The sequence below is a fragment of the Allobosea sp. Root483D1 genome (genome assembly GCF_001429505.1).
Classification (GTDB): Bacteria; Pseudomonadota; Alphaproteobacteria; order Rhizobiales; family Beijerinckiaceae; genus Allobosea.
In genome coordinates, this window is sequence record NZ_LMJW01000018.1 from 142,789 (window position 1) to 166,602 (window position 23,814).

Sequence of the window (23,814 nt, forward strand, 5' to 3'; positions counted from 1 at the left end):
CGACGAGATGAGTCTTACCGCCGCCTGGAGCAAGTCAGGCCTGAAGGCGCGCGTGCTCGTGCTTGTCCTGGCGACCCTGGTCGCGATCGCGGTGCCGGCTTCCGGCATCTTCCTTTGGATGGTCAACGGCACGGTGGTGAAGCTCGGCACGCTCTTCGCCGAGAAGCAGATCCTGTTCGATCGCTATCGCGGGCTGGAAGCGCTGATGCGCGAGGTCTCGCTGGCCGAGACTGTGGCGCGCGCGCCGGTGATCGTCGAATGGGCACAGGACGAGACCGATCCGGAGAAGGCCAGGCGCGGCCTCGCCGAACTCGAGCACTACCGGCTCTCCTTCACCGACCGCAGCTATTTCGCCGTCGTCGACAAGAGCGGCAACTACTATTTCAACGACAAGGCCAACACCTACCAGCACGACCGTCTGCGTTACACCGTCTCGCCGAGTGCTCCGCAGGACACCTGGTATTTCAAGACGCGCGCGCTCGGCAAAGGCTGCCATCTCAACGTCAACCGCGACGAGGTGCTGGCCGTCACCAAGGTCTGGATCAACTGCATCATCGAGAAGGACGGCAAGGTCCTCGGCCTGATCGGCACCGGCGTCGATCTCACCCAGTTCATCAAGGAGGTCGTCGAGTTCCCGCAGACTGGTGTGCAGAGCATGTTCGTCGATTTGCAGGGCGCGGTGCAGGCGCATCGCGACCCGCGCGTCGTCGATTTCCACAGCCTGACCAAGGAAGCTGCGGCCAAGAAGACGATCTTCCGCCTGCTCGACGAGGAGGGGGACCGCAAGGCGCTCGCCGAGATGATGCAGCGCGTCGCCAAGGGCGAGGCGCTGGTCCTCTCCCGCTTCATGCAGATGGACGGCCACGAGGTGCTGGTCGGCGTCGGCTTCCTCGATCGGCTCGGCTGGTTCAACGTCACGGTGATGGATGTCGACGCCATCATCGACCGCAAGCTGTTCGCGCCGATCGCTGGGTTGATGGTGGCGATCCTCATCGTCGCCGCCGGGCTGATGACCTTCCTGTTCAAGCGCAAGGTGCTCGACCGGCTGGCATGGGTCGAGCAGGGCGTCGTCCGGGTCCGCGCCGGCGACTTCTCGGCCGTCGCGAAGGAGGACGGGAATGACGAGATCGCCCGGCTCTCGCGCGCCTTCAACGAGATGGCCCAGGCCGTCGGCGACAATACCGGCCGCCTCGAGGCGATGGTCGCTGAGCGCACGCAGAAGCTCGAACAATTGGCGCAGCACGATCCTCTGACCTCGGTGCTGAACCGTCGCGGCTTCGAGGAGGTTTTCGCGCGGGAGCAGAACCGGGCCCGGCGCGATGGCAAGGCCTGCGGCCTCATCATCGTCGATCTCGACCGCTTCAAGCTCGTCAATGACGACTACGGCCATCATGCGGGGGACGAAGTGCTGATAGCCTGCGTGCGGCGGATGCTCTCGATCTTACGCAGCTACGATGCCTGCGCCCGTTGGGGCGGTGACGAATTCATCCTGCTGATCAGCGATTGCACAGCGGAGTCGCTCGCGGCGATAGCAGCCAAGATCGCGACGCTGCTGCGCGAGGGGCCGGTCGCGCTCAGTGACGGCCGGGCGGTGCCGATGACGGCGAGCCTCGGTGCTGCCATGGCGCGGCCGGAGGACAGTCTGACCGATGCCGCAGCGCGCGCCGATGCGGCGCTCTACCAGGTCAAGCGCAACGGCCGCGACGGCGTCGCGATCGATGAGCCGCAATCGGCCACGGCGTTGCGGCGGGTGGTCTAAGATTGGGCGTCATTCTCGGGCGAAGCGAAGCGCAGACCCGAGAAACTCAGGACAGCAGGGCGCCGACTGGAGCCTCTTCCGGCCTGAGATGCTCGGGTCAAGCCCGAGCATGACGGTCTTTGCTCAGCCGAAGGTCAGCTGCACCTTCATCGCCCGGGACTTGTCGGCGGCGAGGTCGAAGGCCTCCACGGCGCGCTCGATCGGGATCGAGGCGGTGAGCAGCGGCGAGAGGTCGATCCGGCCGGACGCGATCAGCTCGACCGCCCAGTCGAACTCCTCATGGAAGCGGAACGAGCCACGCAGGTCGAACTCCTTGGCGACGACGACATTCATCGGAATGGTGAAATTGCCGCCGACGCCGATCTGGACGATCACCGCGCCGGGGCGCAACGCATCGAAGGCGCCGGTCAGCGCATGCTGGTTGCCCGAGCATTCGAACATCACGTCGAAGGCGCCCTTCTGCGCACCATAATCGGCCTTCAGCCGCTCCGGCTCGGCCATGACGTTGATCACGGCCGTCGCGCCCATCTTGAGCGCAGTCGGGAGCGGGCCGTCGACGACGTCGGTGACGACGATTTCGGAAGCGCCAGCGGCGCGGGCCGCGACCACGGTCAGCACGCCGATCGGTCCGGAGCCGGTGACGAGGACGCGCTTGCCCAGCAGCGCGCCGGCGCGCTTGACCGCATGCAGGCAGACGGCGAGCGGCTCGGCGAAGGCGGCCTGCGCTGCGCCGACATGGCCGGGCAGCTTCACCGCCTGGCGCTCCTCGATCACCAGCACCTCGCGGAAGCCGCCCTGGACATGGGGAAAGCGCATGGCGCTGCCGTAGAACAGCATGTCGAGGCAATGTTGCTGCTGGCCGGACTGGCAATAGCGGCAGCGGCCGCAGGCCCGGCTCGGATTGACCGCGACGAGATCGCCCGGCTTGACTCGGCTGACCTCGCCGCCGACCGCCTCGACGATGCCGGCGATCTCATGGCCGAGGATCAGCGGCTCGCGCACCCTGATCGTGCCGAAGCCGCCATGAAGATAATAATGCAGGTCGGAGCCGCAGATGCCGCCGGCCTTGATCTTGACCTTGACGTCGAGCGGGCCGAGCTCCGGCACGGCCGCGTCCTCGACCCGAAGGTCCTTCTCGGCATGGATCACGACGGCGCGCATGGCGGGACTCCTGATAGGGCGGCAGCCATGCGGCTGCGGCATTGTCTAATCGTTTTAAACCGCTTACCCAACCCTTGACACGCTCACAAGCGGCAAGATCGCGCCACGACCGGGAGGATAGGATGTCGCTCAATCTGTTCAAGCTCGACGGGCGCATCGCGCTGGTCACCGGCTCCGGCCAGGGCATCGGCCTTGCGATCGCCGAAGGCCTCGCCGCCACCGGCGCTCATGTCGTGCTGAACGGGCGCGATGCCGGCAAGCTGGAGAAGGCGCGCAGCGCCATCGCGGCGGCTGGCCACAAGGCTTCGGTTGCCGCCTTCGACGTCACCGACCAGAAGGCGGTCGAGGCTGGCGTCGCCAAGATCGAGGCCGAGATCGGGCCGATCGACATCCTGATCAACAATGCCGGCACGCAGAAGCGCGGCGCCTTCGTCGACTTCCCGGCCGAGGACTGGCACTTCCTGATGGCGACGAACCTGCATTCGGTGTTCTACGTCAGCCAGGCGGTGGCGAAGCGCATGGTCCCGCGCAACCGTGGCAAGATCGTCAATATCGGCTCGGTGATGAGCAAGCTCGGCCGGCCGAGCATCGTGCCCTACACGGCGTCGAAGGGCGCGGTCAGCCTGATGACCCAGGGGCTCGCCGCCGAGCTCGGCAAGCACAACATCCAGGTCAACGCGATCGGCCCCGGCTATTTCGTCACCGAACTGAATCAGGCCCTGCTCGCCGACGAGACCTTCTCGAACTGGGTGAAGAGCCGCGCCCCGGTCGGCCGCTGGGGCGAGACCAAGGAGCTGGCGGGCGCGGCGATCTTCCTGTCCTCGGAAGCCTCCGACTATGTCAGCGGCCATCTGCTGATGGTCGATGGTGGTTTGACTGCGGTGGTTTGAAGTCAGGCAATACGTACCGGCGAAGGGCGCGGGGAACCCTTCTCCCGTATGGGAGAAGGGCAGGGATGAGGGCCTGTCCTATCCGCAGAGGGCTCAACGAGTCCGCTGCGCCCAAATAATCAGCGGCGGTCCCTCACCCCTGCCCCTCTCCCATCCGGGAGAGGGGTTCCCCGCGGATATCCGGCCGTCGTAGCTAACTCGATACGCCCGCCTTCAGCGTCTGGCTGCGACGAAAGGCCCGAGCTCAGTCAGCGACGAGATCGTAAGGTCCGCGCCTTCGCCCAATTGCTCCGGCTGCATGCGCAGCGCCTTGAACAGGCTCTTTGGACTGATCGGGCCAGCCGCCAGTTCCTTGCGCAGGGCCTCCTGTGGCACCCGCTCGATACGCGCAACCGTCATGCCGTAGGCCTTGGCGCCGGCGATGTCGAAGCCGTTGGAGGAGACGAACAGGATCTCGTCGCGTGTCAGCCCGAGCCGTTCCTCGACCAGGCGATAGCCGCGCGGATCGGGCTTGTAAGTCTTGATCTCGTCGACGCTGATCACGGTTTCCAGCAACCTGTCGATGCCGGCCTGTTTGGTGAGATTGGCCAGCATGGAAGGGCTGCCATTGGAGAAGATCGCGAGGCGTGTGGGGGTAAGGCCCTGCAGCGCCGCCAGCGCCTCCGGATAAAGCGCCAGCGCGTCATAGGCTGCGGCGATGCGGGTGAGGAGTTCGGGCGTCGCTGCGAGCCCGAGCGTCTTCAGCGTGAAGTCGAGCGAGGCTTGCGTCACGCTCCAGAAATCCTCGTAGCGGCCCATCAGGGCACGCAGCCAGGTGTATTCGAGCTGCTTCAATCGCCAGATCTGGGTGATCGTCTCGCCATGGCCGGGGAAGGCGGCATCGGTGACGCCGGCGACCGACTGGACGTCAAACAGGGTTCCATAGGCATCGAAAACGACGGCCTTGATCGGCATCGCGGCGCTCTCCTCCGGAGCCCTTGCGCGGGCTGCGGAGCTATTCTTAACGCTCGCCTTGGCCGCGCGGAGCGTGATATCCGCACAAGCACTTGTTCGCAGATGCACAGGATACGCGCATGTCCAGCCGCCCCGTCATGCTGATGATCCTCGATGGCTGGGGCTGGCGCGACGACAAGGACAACAACGCGGTCCTGCTGGCGAAGACGCCGAATTTCGACCGGTTCTGGGCCTCGTCGCCGCACGCTTTCCTGCGTACTTCCGGTTTGGATGTCGGCCTGCCCGAGGGCCAGATGGGTAATTCCGAGGTCGGCCACCTCAACCTGGGCGCTGGCCGCGTCGTGATGCAGGACCTGCCGCGGATCAACCAGTCCGTTGTGGACGGCACGCTGAAGCAGGCGCTGGATGCAAGCGGCCTGATCGGCCGGCTCAAGGCCAGCGGCGGNNNNGCGCTGGCGAAGCTCGTCGTCGCTGCCGGCGTGCCGGCGGTGATCCATGTCTTCACCGACGGGCGCGATACGCCGCCGCGCTCGGCGGCCGGGTATGTCGCTGCGCTGGAGGCCGCGCTGCCGCCTGAGGTCAAGGTCGCGACGGTCTGTGGCCGCTATTACGCGATGGATCGCGACAATCGCTGGGAGCGGGTCGAGCTCGCCTGGAAGGCGCTGGCGCTCGGCGAGGGCGAGCGGATGCCGACCGCGGGCTCGGCGATCGAAGCGGCCTATGCTGCCAATGTCAGCGACGAGTTCATCAAGCCGGCGGCGATCGGCGACTACAGCGGCATGGCCGATGGCGACGGGCTGCTCAGCTTCAATTTCCGCGCCGATCGCATCCGCGAAATCCTGGCGCCGCTGCTCTTCGCCGAATTCAGCGGCTTTCCGCGCCCGCGCATGCCGAAGCTCGTCGGCGCGGTCGGGATGACCTCCTACAGCTCGCAGCTCGATCCGATCATGCCGGCGCTGTTCGCGCCGCAGAGCCTCGCCAACGGGCTCGGCGAGACCGTGTCGAACGCCGGCTTGAAGCAGCTCCGCTTCGCCGAGACCGAGAAGTATCCGCACGTCACCTATTTCTTCAACGGCGGACGCGAGGAGCCTTTCGAAGGCGAGGAGCGCAGCATGACGCCCTCGCCGAAGGTCGCGACCTATGATCTCCAGCCGGAGATGTCGGCGCCGGAGCTGACCGCGAAGGTCGTCGCTGCCGTCGAGAGCGGGCAACACGATCTCTTCGTGCTGAACTTCGCCAACCCCGACATGGTCGGCCATACCGGCGTGCTCTCGGCGGCGATCAAGGCGGTCGAGACGATCGATACGAGCCTCGGTCAGATCGCCGACGCCATCCTTGCCAAGGGCGGGGCGCTGCTGGTCACCGCCGATCACGGCAATGCCGAGCTGATGGTCGATCCCGTCACCGGCAATCCGCATACGGCACACACCACCTTTCCCGTGCCAGCGATGCTGATCGGCGGGCAGGCGACAGGCCTGGCCGAAGGGCGCCTGGCCGATGTCGCGCCGACGCTGCTTGCGCTGCTCGGGCTGGCGCAGCCGGCCGAGATGACCGGCCGGTCGCTGCTGCGCTGAAGGCGGTTATCTGCTGCGGAGTTGGAACCGCCAGCATGACCGTCGGGTTGTTCGGCAGGGAGGACTGCCCAATGCCGAACAAACACACCAACCGCTTGACCGATACGCCCGCCGCCTTCGTGACTGCTTCGCGCCCCGGTCAATCCGGGGCGCCTGAGCAGCGGCGGGCCGGGCCGAATCCACGCTCTGCCCACCCGACCGGGCCGCATGCCCCCTATGAGCCGGATGATCCCGAGGGCCTGGCCGCGGGCAAGCATGAGCGCAGCCAATCGAAGGACGGGCACTGACGCGTCAGGCTCGCGGAAGGCGCTTCCCGGATATTGGCGGCCCTTTGTCCGCTTCAACCCCGCTGTGACTGTAAATCGGCAGAATGTCTCGCGAGATAACCTGTTTTCGGCGTCGCTCAATTCGGTCAAAACACTGACCCGGGGTATAGCTTCTCATCATTTAAACAAGCGTTAGGTTGAATAATGAGTCGATGTCTATCGCTTTTCGGATTGAAGCGGATAAGTTGTCGTCTTGATCTGTCACGCAAGGGAAAGTAGTGACGCGGCGATGGCCCTGCAGGGGGCTGTGCGTTCGACCGGGTTTTGGTCTTCGTGGATGCCAAGGGCGAGCGGACCAGGGATGAAAGCGCGCGATGCGAGACGGCCGGCGAGCGCCGGAGTTGTGGAGAGAGAAAAGCCTGGTTCGGTCAGACGCGAGATTCTCGACGCCGCAGCCGACATCATCGTGCGTCAGGGCTACGATGCCTGCACCATGCGGGCGGTGGCGGCGCTGGTCGATATGAAGGCGGGCAGCCTCTACTACCACTTCAAGTCGAAGGACGAGATCGTCGAGCAGATCCTGAACCAGGGGATCGAGACGCTCTATAGCCGCGTGGCGGAGGCCATCCGCGGTATGCCGAGGGAGGCTCCGTTCGCGCGGAGGCTTTCGGCGGCCGTCGAGGTCCACGTCACCAGCCTGGTCGGCAAGGACCAGAGGTACATGCACGTCTACGAGCATCTGCCGCTGGTGATCCGGCGACGCAGCCGCAAGATGCGTGAGAAATACTCCCAGCTTTGGCATGACCTGTTCGCCGAGGGTGTCGCCAGCGGAGAGGCGGCGCACGGGCACGATCTGAGCCTGCTGGTGCCGTATTTCCTCGGCGGGTTGAACCGGGTGCCCGAGTGGAGCCGTGCCAGCGGCGCCAGCAGCGAGCAGATCGCCGGGCTCGCCGTCGCGACGCTGCTCGACGGAATCGCAGCGAAGCGGTAGCAGGTGGCGTGAGGCCGCGACGATGCGGCCGCTCGTTGCCGCCAGCCTTGTGGAAGCCATGTCCGGGACCTTCGCTATCAGCCTGAACGGCACCACCGACCTGCCGGCCGGCAAGATCGCCGCGGTCGTGACCTCGCTCGAAATGGTCGCGCCGCCGCCCCGCCGGGCCGATCCGCCGGGCGTCGAGGGCTTCGCGCTGGAAGAGATCGGCCGTGCGGACGTGGCGCGCTATCTTGCGGTCTATCGCCTGCTCGGCGAGCGCTGGATGTGGTTCAGCCGGCTGGTCAAGCCGGTCGAGGAATTGCAGGCGATTCTCTCCGACCCCGCCGTCGAGTTCTTCGCGGTCCGTTTCGCAGGACGCGATGTCGGCCTGCTCGAGCTGGATTTCAGGGAGCCGAACGAGGGCGAGCTCGCCTTTTTCGGCCTGGACGAGAGCGTCGTCGGCAAGGGCGCCGGGCGCTGGCTGATGAATCGGGCGCTGGAGCGCGCCTGGTCGCGCCCGATCGGCCGCTTCTGGGTGCATACCTGCACGCTCGACCATCAGGGTGCGGTCGAGTTCTACCAGCGTTCGGGCTTCACGGCGTTCAAGCGCGGGGTCGAGGTGGCCGACGATCCGCGCCTCGGCGGGGCGATGCCACACCGCGCCGTCCCGCATCATCCGGTAATCGAATAAGGCCTGACTTATATCAGTGCCAGTGACGCTAACGCGTCAGGCCGCTGATCCAACGCGGATTTATCAAATCTGGCCAAAGGCTTGATATTCCGCATGCGGAATATCAAGAGGCATTTTCAATGCCTCTTGATATCAGGCGCGCGAGCGCAGGCCGATCGAGTCCATCATCGCCTGGTCGCGGGCGGCCTCGGCGGCGCGTTCGGTGGCGCGCTCACGGTCGTCGAGGATCTCGACCTTCTTCATGTCCTCGAAGGCCTCCTGCAACTCGCCTTTCGCCTCGTCGAGCTGGCCCTGCAGATTGTCGGCGGACTGGCGCAGATTGTCGCGACGGCCGAGCGCCGCCTTGGCATAGGTCGGATAGGCGAAATGGGCCGGGTCGGAAATGCCGGCGCGCGCCTCTTCGTTATGGATCTCGCGATCGAGATCTCCAGCCATCCGGTTGAATTCCGCGATCATCATCTCAATCTGGCTCACCCGGCGGCGCTTCTCGTCCACCTGGAAGCGTTTGAGACGCAAAAGGGTCTCTCGCGACTTCATGTCGTGCCCAACTCCTGATTACGCATCGAGCCCGTTCCGGTCTGCTTTCATCGCAAGCCGACCATAAAACGGTCTCCAACTTTAGTTCAGAGACGGATTCGCCGATCGGGTTGGTTCAACCTGACCGGATCCGACTCTGGTGGCGCGCCGACCCCTCGGCTTGCCACCGGAACACTTCCGCGAGACGAAAATCACAATGGCGCAAGGAGGTTGATCGTTCCTTACCAGGATCGCTCGCTTTCGATGCATGCAACGGGTGCGTCCCGGGCTCTCCCGGTCGGGCACAGCTCGCGCTAGCTTGGGGCGAATCAATAATAAGGGGCGTGCGTGCCAGCGCGCCGGACAGAATCCTTGCCCGTCTCGCGCCGTCTCCCCGAATACAGCCTGCTGCTGAGCGGGCTCGCCCTGACGCGGATCATCGGCTGGGGCTCGATTTATTATTCGCCCTCGGTTCTGGCGCGCTATCTCGAACGCGACATCGGGCTCGGCCCGATCGTGGTCTTCGGCGGGATCACGATCCTGCTGGTGATCGGAGCGGCGATCGCTCCTCTGCTCGGGCGCCACCTCGACCGGCGCGGCACGCGCCATGCGATGGTGCTGGGCGCGGTGATCTCGGCGCTGGGGCTGGCACTGCTGGCGCTGGCGCAGGGGCCGGTCAGCTATCTTGCGACCTGGTTCGTGATCGGCATCGGCCATGCGATGCAGCTCGCCAACACCGGCAACGTCACGGTGGCGCAGCTGATGGGCGAGCGCACCCGCCGGGTGATCGGACTGATGATGCTGGTGACGGGTCTTGCCTCCAGCGTGTTCTGGCCGCTGACAGCCTGGCTCAGCGCCGATTATGGCTGGCGCGCCTGCCTGATGGTCTTCGCGGCGATCCAGCTCGTGATCGTGCTGCCGATCCATCTCGCCATCCCGGCCTATCGCGCCAAGCCGTTGGCCGAACCCGGCCCGTCGGCCATGCCGGCCGAGGAGCAGGGCAGGGTGCCGCCCGGCGAGCGGCGGGCGATATTCTGGCTGCTGGCGTTGAGCTTCTCGGCGAGTGGCCTCGTCTCCTGGGGGCTGCCGCTGCACATCATCGGACTGATGCAAGGGGCGGGCATCGCCGGTGTGAGCGCGGTTGCGATCGCTTCGCTGAGCGGCCCGGCGACCCTGGTGGCGCGAGCGGTCGATGCGGTTGCGGGCGAGCGTCTTCCGGTCGAGCGTGTGGCCTTGGCCGGACTCGCGCTCGGACCGGCGTCCTGCCTGCTGATGGCGCTTGCGCCAGGGTCGAGCGCTATCGCGATCGCCTTCGTCATGCTGTTCAGCGCGGCCATGGGCGTGATCGCGGTCGCGCGCGCGACCCTGCCGCTGGCGCTGTTCGGCCGCCACGGCTTCGGCGCGATGCTCGGCCGCCTGACCGTGCCGCAGAACCTGACCTTCGCGGCGGCGCCGTTGCTCTTTGCATTGATGGTTGAGCGGCTGGGCGCATCGGGCACGCTGGTGGTGTCGGCGGTGATCCAGAGCATGGCCCTGCTCGCCATGATCGTGCTGGTGCGGCGACTGCGCACCTGATCTCGTCTCGGAAACGACAAGGTCGGCTGCGCCACTGACGCGATCGTGCATAGGGCTGCGACCCGGGCCGACCTATCACGCCGCCGTCCCGATGAAAGCGAGCCCAAGAGCTGATGCCGTCCTGTTCAATGACCCGCCGCCTCGCCTTGCAGGCCTCGCTCGGACTGCTCGCAGCACCGGCGGTGGCGGAGGCGCGGCTGCCGCAGTTCCGGACGGCGCGCTACCAGTTCATCGAATTCGATCCGGTCGAGCCGATGGCGCCGCTCGCCCTGCAGGGACTGGACGGCAAGCCAGCCATCGCCAAGCCGGTGCCGGGCAAGGTCTGCCTCATCTATCTCTGGGCGACATGGTGCCCGGTCTGCCGAATCACCTTGCCGCGCTTCGAGCGCCAACTCGCGGACTTCCGGGCCCGGGACGTCGAGATCGCGTCGATCAGCACCGACGAGCGCGATCTCGCGCATGTCAGGGCCTATCTCGGGCGCCTCGGGGTCAAGCGCTTGCCGGCCTTCTACGACCGAGGCGGGAAGGCCCTGGCGGCTGCAGGGACCGGGCAGCCGCTGTCGGCTGCAGAGGGGCTGCCCGTGATCTACGTCACTGACCGGCGTGGCGGCGTGCGCGGCTATATGCTCGGCGAGGCGGACTGGGCGTCGCCGCAGGCGACAGCGCTGCTCGATCATGTCGGGCGGCTGTGAGGCTCACATCCCCATGATTCGGGCGAGCCGGGAATAGCCGTCGGCGAGGCCGGTCGCCTCGTCCTTGGCCTGCTTCAGGAAGGCTTCGAGCTCCGGATTGAGCCGGATCGCCTCGTCGACCTCGGCTGAGGCACCCTGGCGATAGGCGCCGAGCCGAATCAGTTCCTCCATGTCGGCATAGGTCGCGAGCGAGGCGCGGGCCTTTTGCACCACCGGATAATAAAGCGGGTCGCAGGAGCGCGGCATGGTGCGCGACACCGATTTGAGGATATTGACCGCCGGATAGCGGCCGCGCTCGGCGATGGAACGCTCCATGACGATATGGCCGTCGAGAATGCCACGCACCGCGTCGGCGACCGGCTCATCATGGTCGCCGCCGTCGACCAGCACGGTGAAGAGGCCGGTGATCGCGCCGTCGCCGGTCCCCGGGCCAGCGCGTTCGAGCAGGCGCGGCAATTCGGCGAAGACGGTCGGAGTATACCCTTTGGTCGTAGGCGGTTCGCCGGCGGCAAGGCCGATCTCGCGCATCGCCATGGCGAATCGCGTGACCGAATCCATCAGGCACATCACCTGCAGGCCCTGGTCGCGGAAGAATTCGGCCAGGCTCAGCGTGGTCAGCGCCGCCTGCTTGCGCATCAGCGCCGGCTCGTCCGAAGTCGCGACCACGACGATCGAGCGGGCGAGGCCGTCCGGCCCGAGATCGTCCTGCAGGAACTCCTGGACCTCGCGGCCGCGCTCGCCGACGAGGCCGATGATGTTGACGTCCGCTCGCGCATAGCGCGCCAGCATCGACAAAAGCACCGATTTACCAACGCCGGAGCCGGCGAAGATGCCCATGCGCTGGCCAAGGCAGCAGGTCAGGAAGGTATTAAGGGCGCGCACGCCGAGATCGAGTGGCGGGCCGACGCGCCGGCGGGAATGGGCCGGGGGCGGGTCGTTGCGGAAGGGGATGGTGCGCTCGCCCTGCGGCAGCGGCGGGCCGCCGTCGACCGGGCGGCCGAGGGCGTCGACGACACGGCCGAGCCAGGCCATGGTCGGGCGCAGGCCCGCCACGGTGCGGTCGACATAAGCCGGGCAGCCGCGGCGGACGCCGTCGAGCCCGCCATAGGGCATGACCAGCGCCTTCTCGCCGGAAAAGCCGATGACCTCGCAGGGGACGCGGATGCCGGGAGCGATCTCGATGCCGACCCGCCCGCCGAGGCTCATCGCCGCGATCGGGCCGGAGACTTCGACCAGCAGGCCGCGCACGGCGGTGACGCGGCCATAAACGGAGGTGGCCTCGAGCTCGCCGATGATCGTGGCGAGTGTGGATAACCGGTCCTGTCCGGGCGAAGCGCCGCTCATCGTCCCTGCCGTTTACCTTCCATTAAGCGGAGTGATTAACACTACGTTTCGAAGCTGCGTCGTGGAACCGAACGATTTTCGCCCGTTTCCCCGATTCGAGCTTCCGCGAAAGGCGCTTTCGCGGCTGAAGTCCAAACGATCCGTGTCAAATTCGACTCACCTCGACAAGGATCGTCAATCTTCTGCCAAGAAGCGCTTGCGCCCGGGAATCAGGGTTTGTTAACCATTTCCCCGTAGCGTGTCGCGTGGCGTTTCATCAGGCAAGCGTTCGTCCCCAGGACTACGAGGGTCTTGGGTGGTTCAACGGGATCGCTGGCCTCGGGGCGAAATTGGGGACGTGACATGCGGGTTCTGCTGATCGAAGACGATAGCGCGACCGCTCAAAGCATCGAGCTGATGCTCAAGTCCGAGAGCTTCAACGTCTATACGACCGATCTGGGCGAAGAGGGCGTCGATCTCGGCAAGCTCTACGACTACGACATCATCCTGCTCGACCTGAACCTGCCGGACATGTCGGGCTACGAGGTGCTGCGCAGCCTGCGCGTCGCCAAGGTCAAGACGCCGATCCTGATTCTCTCCGGCCTCGCCGGCATCGAGGACAAGGTGAAGGGCCTCGGCTTCGGCGCCGACGACTACCTGACCAAGCCGTTCCACAAGGACGAGCTCGTCGCCCGCATCCACGCCATCGTGCGCCGCTCGAAGGGCCATGCCCAGTCGGTGATCACGACCGGCGACCTCGTCGTCAACCTCGACACCAAGACCGTCGAGGTCGATGCCCAGCGCGTGCATCTGACCGGCAAGGAATACCAGATGCTGGAGCTGCTCTCGCTGCGCAAGGGCACGACTCTGACCAAGGAAATGTTCCTGAACCACCTTTACGGCGGCATGGACGAGCCCGAGCTGAAGATCATCGACGTCTTCATCTGCAAGCTGCGCAAGAAGCTCGCCAACGCTTCGGATGGCAAGAACTACATCGAGACGGTCTGGGGCCGCGGCTATGTGCTGCGCGAGCCGACCGAGGTCGAGCAACGCATCCCGGCCTGATCTGCGTCATCACGGCGTCATCATCGACGCCCAACAGTTAGATCGCCTGATCGTCGGATGTACACGACAGGTGAACGGGGACCCCGCCGCGAGGCGGGGTTTTTGTTTGTCGGCGGGAACGAGCCTGGAGAATGTCGTCGGGCGCTGGCTGATCAGGTCCGCGCGATCTTCCGTGAGGAGAACGCGGCGCCGAGCTCGGACGCGGCGGGGAAGGGCGGTCGCCGGGTCTGCGCGATCGAGGCGGCGTCGCGGTAGATGCCGCGATGTTGTGGATCGGGGACCAGGGTCGTGGTGATGCCGATCACGGTCTCGGCGGCACCGAGGATGAAGGCGCCATTCCTGGCGAGCCGCTCGGCGAGCGCGGCCATGACCCGGGCCTTGGTCGGAACGTCGAAATAGATCAGCACGTTGCGGCAGAAGATGACGTCGAATTGGCCGAGCTGGTGATTCGGCTCGAGCAGGTTGTGCTGCCTGAGTGCGACCATGTCGCGGATGCGCTCGGAGAGGCGCCATTTGTCGCCCTCCTGCCGGAAATGCTTGAGCAGGAGCTGGATCGGCAGGCCGCGCTGGATCTCGAACTGGCTGTAGAGTCCCTGGCGCGCCCGGTCGAGCACTTCGGTGGAGATGTCGGTGCCGAGGATCTCGATCGTCCAGCCGGCGAAGCGGTCGGCGGTCTCGTCGAGCAGCATGGCGAGCGAATAGGCTTCCTGGCCGGTCGAGACCGCCGCGCACCAGATGCGCAGCGTCCGGCTCTCGGCATTGGCGGCGAGCTTTTCCGGAAGGACGACGTCGCGGAACAGGTCGAAAGGCGTGCGGTCGCGGAAGAAAAGGGTCTCGTTGGTGGTCATCGCCTCGATGACGGCGGCTTCGAGCTCCGACGCCGGGCTGGTGCGCAGCTGGACGACCAGAGCCGGTATGCTGGCGATGCCGCGGCGGCGGCAGAGCATGCCGAGGCGGCTCTCGACGAGATAGCGCTTCTCGGTACTGAGGAAGAGGCCGGAGCGGCGCTGCAGCAGCACGCGCAGGAAGTCGAAATCGAGCTCGGTCATGCGGGACGACTCCCGCCGACCAGCGTGCGAATCGCCGGGCCGATGCCGCCGAGCGGCAGCACCGCGCTCGCCTGCCTGGCACGCACCACCGAGCCCGGCATGCCCCAGACAGTGCTCGAGGCCTCGTCCTGGGCGATGACGGCGGCGCCGGCGCGACGCAGGGCGGTCGCTCCATCGGTGCCGTCGCTGCCCATGCCGGTCATGATCAGGCCAAGTGCGGCCGGGCCGAGATGGCGGGCTGCCTCGGCGAACAGGATATCGACCGCCGGGCGGCAGAAATGCACCGGCGGGCCGTCGCTGATGCTGGCGACGATATGGCCGAGCTTGCGCTCGATGCCGAGATGGCGCCCGCCCGGCGCAACATAGATCGTGCCGCGAGCGAGCCGCTCGCCGTCATGCGGCTCGCGCGTCGGCACGCCGAGCTGCAGCGCGATCTGGTCGGCGAAGGAGGCGGTGAACAGCGGCGGCATGTGCTGGACGATCAGCGTGGTCAGGTTGGCGAGGGCCTCGCCGAGGTCGGCGAGGACGCGTGCGACGGCGCGCGGCCCGCCGGTCGAGGCGCCGATGACGAGATAGCGCGGCATCACCGAGACCAGCGGGCGCAGGTCGGCGACCCCGTTCGGCATCGCGATGGCGGCGCTTCCGTCGGGCGCCGACTCGCCATCGCGGAGGCGGGACTGTGCGATGCTGCCGAGCTTGCCGAGGAGCTCGCTGCGGAAATCCAGCGAAAGCGTCAGGCCGCTGCGGCTGTCGGGCTTGGGCAGGACGTCGACGGCGCCCATGCTCATGCATTGCAGCGCCAGCCGCGCATTGCGCTCGGTGAGCGTGGTCGTCAGCAGCACCGCCGTCCGCGGGCTCTCCTTGACGATCCGGGGCAGGGCCTCGACTCCGTCGAGCACGGGCATGTCGAGGTCGAGCACCATGATGTCGGGATGGTGGCGCCCGGCATGCTCGATGGCGGCTTCGCCGTCACCGGCGACGCCGACGACCTGGAAGCGGCCGCTCTCGCCGAGCCAGCGCGCGAACAATCCCCGCACCACGACGGAATCGTCGGCGATCACCACGGTGCTCGGGCGCGCGCCTGGCCGGTTCGCGAAATGCGGCACGGCGATCATGGCGATCGAGCAACTGGGGAGCGGGACTGGCGCATGGGATTAGAGCTTCAGAGCAGGCCGACCTGGTGGAACTTCGAAGCGACGATCTCCTTGTCGAACGGCTTCATGATGTATTCGTCGGCGCCGGCATGCATGGCGCGGGCGATGTGCGCGATGTCGTTCTCGGTGGTGCAGAACACGACCTTGGGCCGCTTTCCGCCGGGCATCTGGCGCAGGTTCCGCAGGAAGTCGTAGCCGTCCATGATCGGCATGTTCCAGTCGAGCAGGATCGCGTCCGGCATCTCGCCCTTGCAGGCGTCGATGGCGCGCGCGCCGTCCTCGGCCTCGGCGATGCGGAACTGCAGCCCTTCCAGGATACGGCGGGCGACCTTGCGGATGACCGCGGAGTCGTCGACGACGAGGCAATATTTCATGACATGGCTCCAGGCGGCGGATCGTCAGGCGGCGATCGGCAATTCGATATTGAGGACGGCATCGACATCGATCACGACGAGAAGGCGATCGTCGAGGCGGTGGACGCCCTTGGCGATGGCCGCCCAGGCGCGATCGAGATGGATCGGCACGGGCTCGAAAGTCGTGCGGCTGAGGCGCATCACTTCGCCGACCGCGTCGACGATCAGGGCGAAGGCCTCGCCGCCCTGGTCGAGCCCGACAGCGGTGAGCTCATGCTCCTCGGCGCCGGTCGGTATAGCGTAGGTCTCGGCGTGGCGCATGCGCCGGCGCATGCAGATCGCGGTCACGACGCGTCCGCGCAGATTGATCAGGCCGACGATCTCTCGCGGGGCCAGCGGCACCGGCGTGATGCGCGTGGCGATGAACACGTCCTGCACGCGCCCGATCGGCAGGCCGAGCAATTGCCCGCCGACCGTCACGGTGACGTAGTCGAGCGAGTCCTCGAAGGCCGAAAGACCGGATGTGCCCTCGTCATTCGGCTCGATCATGCGGCTCGCCTCAATCTGGGACGGGTTTCGGCCAGCTCCGCGATCAGCGCGCGCCGATCGAACTTGGCGACGACCTCGTCGAACTGCGCCTGGGCCGCGGCGATGTGCAGCTCGGGCGTCGGCAGGCTGGTGAGGCCGATGATGCGCAAGCCCGCATGCCGGCTCTCGGTCCGCAGCCGCACGGCGAGGGCGAAAGCCGCCTCGGCGTCGCGGTCGAGATCGACGACGATGGCGCTCAGCTCGGCGCTGCCCGAGGCGAGACCAGCGGCCATCGCCGGATCCGCAGCGTGGATGATCTGCAGTCCCGCGGCCTTCAGCACGGGAGCAAGCATCTCGCGCAGGAATTCGGAGGGCTCAATCAGCAGGACGCGCGGGCCGCCAACGTCGCCGCGACGCTGGTGCAGCCAATTCGGGTTGGCCTTCGGCAGGTAGTGCGCGAGGTCGAGGATCTCGGTGGCGCGGCCCCGGATGATCGCCGAGCCGAGCAGCCCATGCTCGGGCATCGCCAGCATCTCGATGTCGAGCACCTCGTCGACGATGTCGACGATGGCGTCGACCGCCAGCGCCATGCTGAAGTCGCCTTCCGAAAAGATCACCAGCGGCTGCAGGCCAGTCGGCCGGAGCGCGCAGCCCTCGACCGGGACGACCGGCATGAGCCGCCCGCGGTAGTTGAGCAGCGTGCGCCCGCCGCCATTCTCGAACAGCCCGGCTTCGACCTCCTCGAGCCGGGTGACCAGGGAGAGCGGCACGGCCTGCACCGCGTCCTTGCCCGTCCGGAAGACCAGCATCGTGGTGCGCTCGATGGGAGAGCCGACATCGACGGGTTCATCCGCGGCGACGTCGTCCTGTCCCGCCGCTACACCGACGAGACGCGCAACGCCGTTGGGATCGACGATCAGCACCACCGCGCCGTCGCCGAGGATGGTGTTGCCCGAGAAGAGCGGGATGTGACGCAGGCGCGTCGACATCGGCTTCACCACGATCTCCTCGGTGTGGAACACCGATTCGACGAGGATGCCGAACTGGCGCTCGCCGATCTGGGTCACCACGATGAAGCCGTCGTCGGCAACCGGTGCGTCGGCCGACCTGGCCATCACTCCGGCCAGCGCGATGATCGGCAGCAGCCGCTCGCGCAGGCGCAGCACGGGCGCATTGTTGATGCGCTCGATGCGGTGCTCGCCTGCGGCCTTGACGCGCACGAGTTCGCGCACGACCACCTGGGGAATGGCGAAGCGCTGGCCACCGGTCGCGACGATGAGGGCCGAGACGATCGCCAGCGTCAGCGGGATCTTGATCGTGATCGTGGTGCCGGTGCCGGCGATGCTGGCGATGTCGATCATGCCGCCGATCGCGTCGACGTTGACCTTGACCACATCCATGCCGACGCCGCGGCCCGAGACCGCGGTGACGGTGTCGGAGGTCGAGAAGCCGGGGTGGAGGACGAAGCGCAGGAGCTGGGACTCGCTCATCCGCTCGGCTTCGGCCTCGCTTGCCAGCCCCCGCTGAATCGCCTTGCGGCGAATGCGGGCGACATCCATGCCGCGGCCGTCATCCGAGATCGCGATCGTGACCGAGCCGCCTTCGTGATAGGCTGAGACCCGGATCGTGCCGATTTCAGACTTGCCTACCGCGGCGCGCTCCTGCGGCTCCTCGATCGCATGGTCGGCGCAATTGCGCACCATGTGGATGAGGGGGTCCTTGATCAGGTCGAGCAGCTGGCGGTCGAGCTCGGTCTCGGCCCCTTCCAGCACCAGTTCGATCTTCTTTCCGAGATCGGTGGAGAGATCGCGGACGATGCGCGGCAGCTTCGACCAGGCGTTGCCGATCGGCTGCATGCGCGTCTTCATCACGCCGTCCTGCAGCTCGGCGGTGATGAGGGACAGCCGCTGCAGCGGTGCCTTCAGGCCGACATCCTCCTGCCGGCGGGAGATCTCGAGCAGCTGGTTGCGGGTCAGCACCAGCTCCGAGACCATGGTCATCAGGTGCTCGAGCGTGTCGACATTGACGCGCAGCGTCGCCGGGCCGGCGGCCCTCGCGTCCTTGCTGGCCTCGCCATGAGCCATGCCGGGCTGGTCGAGCGGGCTCGGCGCGGCGCGGAAGACCAGGTCCATCTCGTCGGCGACGGCGCTCGCGCCCGCCTCGGTCGACCGCGTCTCGGCTGTGCGGGCGAGATAGGCGGCGACTGGATCGAGCGAGGCTTGCGGCTGCCGTGCGGCCAGCTCGTGCTTCGCCCGTTCCGCCAGGCCGCGCAATTCGTCGATCAGCTGGGCGTCGTGGCCCGGCGGCTCCTGCCCCTTCTCGGCGAGCTCGGCCATGATCTCCTTGATCCGGTCGATCGTTTCCAGGATCGCGGTGACCGCGGTCGAGGAGACGCTCGCGCCGTCCCGGAACTGGCCGATGACGGATTCAGCCGCATGCGTCAGCGCCTCGAGCCGTGGCAGGCCGATGAAGCCGCAGGTGCCTTTGACCGTGTGGACGAGCCGGAAGATGTTACGCAGGATATCGCCGTTATTGGGCTCCTGCTCGAAGCGGACGAGCTCTCGATCGACCATGTCGAGATGCTCGCCGGTCTCTCCCAGAAACTCTTGCAGCAACTCGTCCATGCAAGGACCGCTCACTCACGTCACCGATGCTGCCGCGGATATTGCGGTGCAAGGGTTTATGATCTGTTGAGAGCGAGCGGAAACCGTGCGGAATAGCGATCCGTCTGGAGCGTTCTTCCGGTGCTTCAGGCCGCTTCCGCGCTGATGCTGACCGTGTCGCCCTCGATCGTGAAGGCGATCTTCATTCCAGCGGCGCGGGCGACCATGCCGGTGTAGAGCGGTTGGACCGCGTGGGCGTCGATGGCGCCGGTCTCGGAGCGGCCGGCGATCAGGTCCTCGACATGGGCGGGGATGCGCGCATGCGAGCCGGTCGCGGTGATGGCGAAGCTGCCCTGCTCGCCGATGACGGTGCAACGGGAGGTGATCTTGCCGCCGCGCGGGATCGCCTGCGTCGCCAGCACGAGCAGGTTGAGCACCAGCTTGACCTGGTTCTTGGGCAGGAGGGCGCGCGGCGCCTCCCAGTCGAGCGAGAGCTTCTCGTCGTTGAGGAAGCCGTTGGCGACGGAGCCGGCGTCGCCGAGATCGATCATCGCGCCGGCCGAGCCGGCCGCGCCGAAGGCGAGCCGCGCGAATTGCAGCCGGGCCGAGGCGTTGCGGGCGCTCTTCTTGATCAGGTCGAGCGCAAAATCCTTCATCGAGGGATCGTCTTCCTCGAGGACTTCGAGCGCGTTGACGATGGCGCCGACCGGGCTGATCACGTCATGGCAGACGCGGCTGCAGAGAAGCGCGGCCAGATCGAGCGGCTCGAGTGAGATGGCGGTCATGATCCGGTCCTGCGGTCAAGAGAATCAGGGCGGCACGCACCCCGCGTCGATGGCGCAGAATGCGCCAGGCTGGTTTGCAGCTGGTTAACCATAGCTGTGGCCCTCCGCCTGTGGCGGGCGCCCGCTTTCGCCATGCCCGGGCAAGATGGCTGCCAGAAGGCGAGCCGGCTTTTACTTTGACGTCTCATACACTAGCTAACGGAATGATATCGCCGGAGGCGCCGCCCGGCATGGATGGATTCTGGCATTCGGCGCCGGCGAGACTGGTTCGACGATGACCATCGCTCATGACGATCCACGCCTGACTGACCGGGACGGGCTCGCCCGCGCGCTCGGCGAGGCGGCGCGGCGCACCGCTGCGGTCCTGCTGGCGAAGCGGTCGGCGCGCGACGTCAGGATCAAGGCCGATGGCTCTCCGGTCTGCTCCGCCGACCTCGCCGCCGATTTCGCCGCAAAGCAGGCATTGGCCGAGCTGCTGCCGGGTTTTCCGGTGATCAGCGAGGAGAGCGTCGGCGAGGTCGCGCCGGCTGCCGTCTTCATCCTGCTCGACCCGCTCGACGGCACGCGCGAGTTCCTCGCGTCCGGCGACAGCTACTGCGTCGCCATTGCTGTCATCCTGGACGGCCGCCCGCTCGCCGGGGCGATCGCCGCGCCTGCCATCGGCCGGCTGTGGTATGGCGGCGAGCGGAGTTTCGCGCAGGCGCTTGACGCCGAGGCGAGGCCGCTGGGTGCTGCGCGGCAGGCCCATGTCAGGACCGAGCCGGCGGACGGACCGCTGATGCTGGTCAGCCGCTTCCATGGCGACACGGTCAGCGCCGGCGTCGCGGCCGCGGTCGCGAAGGGCGATGGCGCGCCGGTGTCGTCGGCGGTGAAATTCGGGCTGATCGCCTCGGGCGAAGCCGATCTGCATGTCCGCGGCGGCCCGACCATGGAATGGGACATCGCCGCGGGCGATGCGATCCTCGGCGCTGCCGGCGGCGTGATCCTCACCCTTGACGGCGAGAAGCCTGTCTATGGCAATGTCGAGCGGGATTTCCGCAACCCGCCCTTCGTCGCGGCGAGTTGCGAGCGGCTGGCCCGGCTCGCGATCGAGAAGGCGGCGACCTGTCGTTGTTGAGCGGGCCTAGAGCAGGATGCGAAAAAGTGGGAACCGGTTTTTCGCAGAAATCCTGCTCTAAACTCCTAAAATCGATCACGTTTTATGATTTTGGATCGGTTCGATCCAAAATCGTCGTGATCTAGCGCGCGATCACGGCCGCCACGGCGGGCCAGCGTTCCTGGGCCTTCGTCCGCAAGGCCGCCTCAGTGACGAAGCGCTGGCGGTTTTCGTCGCTGCGGAAGAAATACAGCCGCGAGCCGATGACCGCGAAGCGGCGCGGATCGGCATCGACCACGCGCCCGTCCGCCACGCCGCTGGCATCGAAGCCGCCGAAGCGCGGGGTGTAGACCTGCGGCGCCTCGCGGAAGGCGTCGCGATTGGCGGCGCTGGCGAAGCGCCAGACCGTCCCTCCATGGATCAGCTCGTAGGCGGGCAGCCCCGGCACCGCGGCATCGTTCAGGAAATAGGCGACGGGATCGAAACCGGAGAGGGCAAGGCCGGTGCGGTTGTCGCGCTGCATGGCCTCGCCGAGATTGGGCAGGTCCGGCAGGCCAGGCGGGAGGGCGGAAGCCCGGCCCGTCGTCGCGGACACAAGAAGCGCACAGCCCGTCACGATGCCGGCGAGCAGCGACCCGGCATGCCTTGCTGCGGCCTTCATCACCCACCAATCCTTGGTTCGTGTCGCGTCACGGCGCGTTCTGCGCCGCGGTTCACCGCTTGGATACACATACGGCGTATCCAAGAGGTTACCGTGGTCGCGAGGATTCGCACGACCCGCCGTCGACGCCATCCCGGCAGGAGGCCGAATGCCCATGCCCGGCGCTTGCCTGGAGACGATGAGATGAACCATACCCGCCGCGCCCTGCTTGCCAGCGCCATGCTGCTCGGAGCAGGCTTTGCCGTTGGTCCCGCCGCGGCCCAGCAGAACGATCGCTCCTTCTCGCAGAACGAACTGGTCTCCTCCGGCCACCAGTTCTTCGGCAATGTCTCGCGCGGCCTCGCGTTGACGATCGAGGAGGCCGTGCGCCGCTGGGGCGAGCCGAACGGCTATGTGCTCGGTCAGGAGGCGTCCGGCGCTTTCGTCGGCGGTCTGCGCTATGGCGAAGGCACGCTGTTCACCCGCAATGCCGGCGACCGCAAGGTGTACTGGCAGGGGCCGTCGGTCGGCTTCGATTTCGGCGGCGAGGGCGCCCGCACGATGATGCTGGTCTACAACCTGCCGAGTGTACGCGCGCTCTACCAGCGCTTCGCCGGGGTCGACGGCTCGGTCTATTTCGTCGGCGGCTTCGGCTTCACCGCGCTGGCGGCGGAGGGCGTCACGATCGTGCCGATCCGCACCGGTGTCGGCTGGCGGCTCGGCGTCAACCTCGGCTACCTGAAATTCACGCCCGAGGCGACCTGGAACCCGTTCTGACCTGACAATTGCCGGCTGCTGGCCTTATCTATCCAGGCATGGCAGCCTAAAGGCCAGGCTGATCGCAGAAACCGGAGCCGCCCCGCCTTGATCGAAGCCGTCATGCTCGTTGCGCTCGGCTTCCTGTGCGCCAGCCTGCTCGCCCTTGCGGCGTTGCCGGCGCTGAGCCGCCGGGCCGACCGGCTGGCGCGGCGGCGGGCCGAGGCCGCATTCCCGCTGTCGCTCGCCGAGATCGCCGCCGACCGCGACCATCTGCGCGCCGAGCTGGCGATCCGCGAGCGGACCCTGGAGCAGAAGGCCGAGAGCGGCTTTGCCGCCAAGGCCGGCGCGATGAGCGAGATCGGCCGGCGCGACATGACGATCGGCCGCCTGGAAACCGATCTGGCCGAGCACAGGCGGCGGGTCGAGACGCTCGAGGCGGAGCTGGGGGAGAGGACGCAGGAGCTGGCGCAGACGCGCGAAGCGCTGGCCAGTGAAGGCGCCGGGCACCAGACGACGCAGGCGACCTTGTCGAGCCGCGTCGGCGATCTCGCCGCCGTGGAGGCGCAGCTCGCCGAGACGCGCCAGGCCCTCAGCGGCACATCGGCCGACCTCGCGGCCCGCAACCACGAGCTCGGCGAACTCAGGGCCTTGCACGACAGCACCGGAGCGACGCTCGCCGAGCGCGACCAGGCGCTCTCGGCGCTGACCAGTGAACATGACCGCCAGCGTCTCGCTTTGGTCGAGGCCGGCACGCTCAGCCTCAAGCTGGAGGGCGAGCGCGGCGATTTCTCGGCGCGGCTCACCACCGCGGAGACGGCGCTGGCCGAGGCGCGCACGAGCCTCTCGGCCATGAAACTGGACCGCGACAGCGAGAGATTGCGGGCCGACGCCCTCATGACACGGGCGAACGAGGCCGAGGCGACGCTGCGCTCAGCCGATGCGAACGCCGTCAAGCTCGGCGCGGAGATCGCAAAACAGGAGGCGGCCATGATGCAGGCGTCCGCCGGCCACGCTGAGACGCTGGCCAGGATCAAGGCGCTGGAGGGCAAGATCGAGGCCGCCGCCGCGACGGAGGCCCGCTTGAAAGAGCAGGTTGCGAGCGAGGCGACGGCTCATCGCACGGCACTGCGCGAGCGCGACGAGATGGTCGAGGCGCTGCATGCCGAGCTGGGCACCCTGCAGGGCGCCCGCGACCAGGCACGCGCCGACCGGGCCGGGCTCAAGCGCGAACTTGCGACGCTGCGCAAGCAGAACGGCGGCAAGGCCGCTGGGGAAGCGGCGCTGCGCCAGGAGATCGTCCGGCTGGCCGATGCGCTGCTGGTGGCGTCGGAAAGCCGTGAGGCGGCGGAATAGGCACCTGCCGGCCAAAGCCTTTTCACAGCGACCTGCAATGCTCTAGTGAGAAAAC

General features: G+C 67.1%; 22 protein-coding genes and 2 pseudogenes. 13 read left to right on the forward strand and 11 right to left on the reverse strand.

The window, feature by feature from the left end:
* The first annotated feature begins 7 nt into the window (after positions 1 to 7).
* Positions 8 to 1,759, forward strand: coding sequence for a sensor domain-containing diguanylate cyclase (locus ASE66_RS15965; protein ID WP_057190689.1), 1,752 nt, complete (start codon positions 8 to 10; stop codon positions 1,757 to 1,759).
* 123 nt (positions 1,760 to 1,882) lie between these two features.
* Here ASE66_RS15965 and ASE66_RS15970 read toward each other — a convergent pair whose 3' ends face one another.
* On the reverse strand, positions 1,883 to 2,920 hold the full coding sequence (locus ASE66_RS15970; RefSeq protein WP_057190690.1) for an L-idonate 5-dehydrogenase: 1,038 nt from the start codon (positions 2,918 to 2,920) through the stop codon (positions 1,883 to 1,885).
* A gap of 122 nt (positions 2,921 to 3,042) precedes the next feature.
* Between ASE66_RS15970 and ASE66_RS15975 the strand changes: the two genes are divergently transcribed.
* Positions 3,043 to 3,810, forward strand: a complete 768-nt coding sequence (locus ASE66_RS15975) for a glucose 1-dehydrogenase (RefSeq protein WP_057190691.1) — start codon at positions 3,043 to 3,045, stop codon at positions 3,808 to 3,810.
* A gap of 213 nt (positions 3,811 to 4,023) precedes the next feature.
* Here the strand turns inward: ASE66_RS15975 and ASE66_RS15980 are convergent, their stop codons facing one another.
* A complete protein-coding gene (locus tag ASE66_RS15980; protein ID WP_057190692.1) occupies positions 4,024 to 4,764 on the reverse strand; it encodes a haloacid dehalogenase type II in 741 nt (246 codons plus the stop codon).
* A 119-nt stretch (positions 4,765 to 4,883) separates the two neighbouring features.
* Here ASE66_RS15980 and ASE66_RS33245 point away from each other — a divergent pair.
* The 5 genes and pseudogenes from ASE66_RS33245 to ASE66_RS16000 all read left to right on the forward strand — a co-directional run.
* Positions 4,884 to 5,209: pseudogene (locus ASE66_RS33245) on the forward strand (2,3-bisphosphoglycerate-independent phosphoglycerate mutase); the annotation flags it as partial.
* 4 nt (positions 5,210 to 5,213) lie between these two features.
* A pseudogene (gene gpmI, locus ASE66_RS15985) lies at positions 5,214 to 6,338 on the forward strand (2,3-bisphosphoglycerate-independent phosphoglycerate mutase); the annotation flags it as partial.
* A gap of 35 nt (positions 6,339 to 6,373) precedes the next feature.
* Positions 6,374 to 6,625, forward strand: a complete 252-nt coding sequence (locus ASE66_RS15990) for a hypothetical protein (RefSeq protein WP_156412189.1) — start codon at positions 6,374 to 6,376, stop codon at positions 6,623 to 6,625.
* 340 nt (positions 6,626 to 6,965) lie between these two features.
* Complete coding sequence (locus ASE66_RS15995) at positions 6,966 to 7,595, forward strand: TetR/AcrR family transcriptional regulator (protein ID WP_162262497.1); 630 nt, start codon at positions 6,966 to 6,968, stop codon at positions 7,593 to 7,595.
* 22 nt (positions 7,596 to 7,617) lie between these two features.
* Positions 7,618 to 8,268, forward strand: coding sequence for a GNAT family N-acetyltransferase (locus ASE66_RS16000; RefSeq protein ID WP_244494944.1), 651 nt, complete (start codon positions 7,618 to 7,620; stop codon positions 8,266 to 8,268).
* Positions 8,269 to 8,400: 132 nt separating this feature from the next.
* Here the strand turns inward: ASE66_RS16000 and fliJ are convergent, their stop codons facing one another.
* Entirely contained in the window at positions 8,401 to 8,805 is a 405-nt protein-coding gene (gene fliJ, locus ASE66_RS16005; protein WP_057190696.1) for a flagellar export protein FliJ, read from the reverse strand.
* A 351-nt stretch (positions 8,806 to 9,156) separates the two neighbouring features.
* On the opposite strand from fliJ, the gene ASE66_RS16010 reads away from it, so the two are divergent.
* Both ASE66_RS16010 and ASE66_RS16015 read left to right on the forward strand, forming a co-directional pair.
* Positions 9,157 to 10,359, forward strand: a complete 1,203-nt coding sequence (locus ASE66_RS16010; RefSeq protein WP_057190697.1) for an MFS transporter — start codon at positions 9,157 to 9,159, stop codon at positions 10,357 to 10,359.
* 128 nt (positions 10,360 to 10,487) lie between these two features.
* Complete coding sequence (locus ASE66_RS16015; RefSeq protein WP_057190698.1) at positions 10,488 to 11,051, forward strand: TlpA disulfide reductase family protein; 564 nt, start codon at positions 10,488 to 10,490, stop codon at positions 11,049 to 11,051.
* 3 nt (positions 11,052 to 11,054) lie between these two features.
* Here ASE66_RS16015 and fliI read toward each other — a convergent pair whose 3' ends face one another.
* A complete protein-coding gene (fliI, locus tag ASE66_RS16020) occupies positions 11,055 to 12,395 on the reverse strand; it encodes a flagellar protein export ATPase FliI (RefSeq protein ID WP_082613501.1) in 1,341 nt (446 codons plus the stop codon).
* Between the two features lie 342 nt (positions 12,396 to 12,737).
* Here fliI and ctrA point away from each other — a divergent pair, with 342 nt between their 5' ends.
* The gene (gene ctrA, locus ASE66_RS16025; protein WP_057190699.1) at positions 12,738 to 13,439 is read left to right on the forward strand and encodes a response regulator transcription factor CtrA; all 702 of its coding nucleotides are present in this window, start codon (positions 12,738 to 12,740) and stop codon (positions 13,437 to 13,439) included.
* Between the two features lie 152 nt (positions 13,440 to 13,591).
* On the opposite strand, the gene ASE66_RS16030 is transcribed toward ctrA, so the two are convergent.
* From ASE66_RS16030 to chpT, 6 genes are all read right to left on the reverse strand, one after another.
* Positions 13,592 to 14,488 carry a CheR family methyltransferase gene (locus ASE66_RS16030; protein ID WP_057190700.1) on the reverse strand — a complete coding sequence of 299 codons (897 nt, stop codon included), beginning with the start codon at positions 14,486 to 14,488 and terminating at the stop codon, positions 13,592 to 13,594.
* Complete coding sequence (gene cheB / locus ASE66_RS16035) at positions 14,485 to 15,603, reverse strand: chemotaxis-specific protein-glutamate methyltransferase CheB (RefSeq protein ID WP_057190701.1); 1,119 nt, start codon at positions 15,601 to 15,603, stop codon at positions 14,485 to 14,487. Before cheB ends, ASE66_RS16030 begins: the two co-directional genes overlap by 4 nt.
* A gap of 47 nt (positions 15,604 to 15,650) precedes the next feature.
* Positions 15,651 to 16,016, reverse strand: coding sequence for a response regulator (locus ASE66_RS16040; RefSeq protein WP_057190702.1), 366 nt, complete (start codon positions 16,014 to 16,016; stop codon positions 15,651 to 15,653).
* Between the two features lie 24 nt (positions 16,017 to 16,040).
* Positions 16,041 to 16,544 (reverse strand): chemotaxis protein CheW, encoded by a 504-nt coding sequence (locus tag ASE66_RS16045; RefSeq protein WP_057190703.1) that lies wholly within the window; start codon positions 16,542 to 16,544, stop codon positions 16,041 to 16,043.
* Entirely contained in the window at positions 16,541 to 19,147 is a 2,607-nt protein-coding gene (locus ASE66_RS16050; RefSeq protein ID WP_057190704.1) for a chemotaxis protein CheW, read from the reverse strand. The genes ASE66_RS16045 and ASE66_RS16050 overlap by 4 nt, the downstream gene beginning before the upstream one ends.
* A 125-nt stretch (positions 19,148 to 19,272) precedes the next feature.
* A complete protein-coding gene (chpT, locus tag ASE66_RS16055) occupies positions 19,273 to 19,911 on the reverse strand; it encodes a histidine phosphotransferase ChpT (protein WP_057190705.1) in 639 nt (212 codons plus the stop codon).
* 274 nt (positions 19,912 to 20,185) lie between these two features.
* On the opposite strand from chpT, the gene ASE66_RS16060 reads away from it, so the two are divergent.
* Entirely contained in the window at positions 20,186 to 21,028 is an 843-nt protein-coding gene (locus tag ASE66_RS16060; protein ID WP_057190706.1) for a 3'(2'),5'-bisphosphate nucleotidase CysQ, read from the forward strand.
* A gap of 121 nt (positions 21,029 to 21,149) precedes the next feature.
* On the opposite strand, the gene ASE66_RS16065 is transcribed toward ASE66_RS16060, so the two are convergent.
* A complete protein-coding gene (locus ASE66_RS16065; RefSeq protein ID WP_057190707.1) occupies positions 21,150 to 21,668 on the reverse strand; it encodes a YHS domain-containing (seleno)protein in 519 nt (172 codons plus the stop codon).
* 183 nt (positions 21,669 to 21,851) lie between these two features.
* Between ASE66_RS16065 and ASE66_RS16070 the strand changes: the two genes are divergently transcribed.
* Positions 21,852 to 22,424 carry a DUF1134 domain-containing protein gene (locus ASE66_RS16070; RefSeq protein ID WP_057190708.1) on the forward strand — a complete coding sequence of 191 codons (573 nt, stop codon included), beginning with the start codon at positions 21,852 to 21,854 and terminating at the stop codon, positions 22,422 to 22,424.
* An 87-nt stretch (positions 22,425 to 22,511) separates the two neighbouring features.
* Complete coding sequence (locus ASE66_RS16075; protein ID WP_057190709.1) at positions 22,512 to 23,759, forward strand: hypothetical protein; 1,248 nt, start codon at positions 22,512 to 22,514, stop codon at positions 23,757 to 23,759.
* Positions 23,760 to 23,814: the final 55 nt, after the last annotated feature.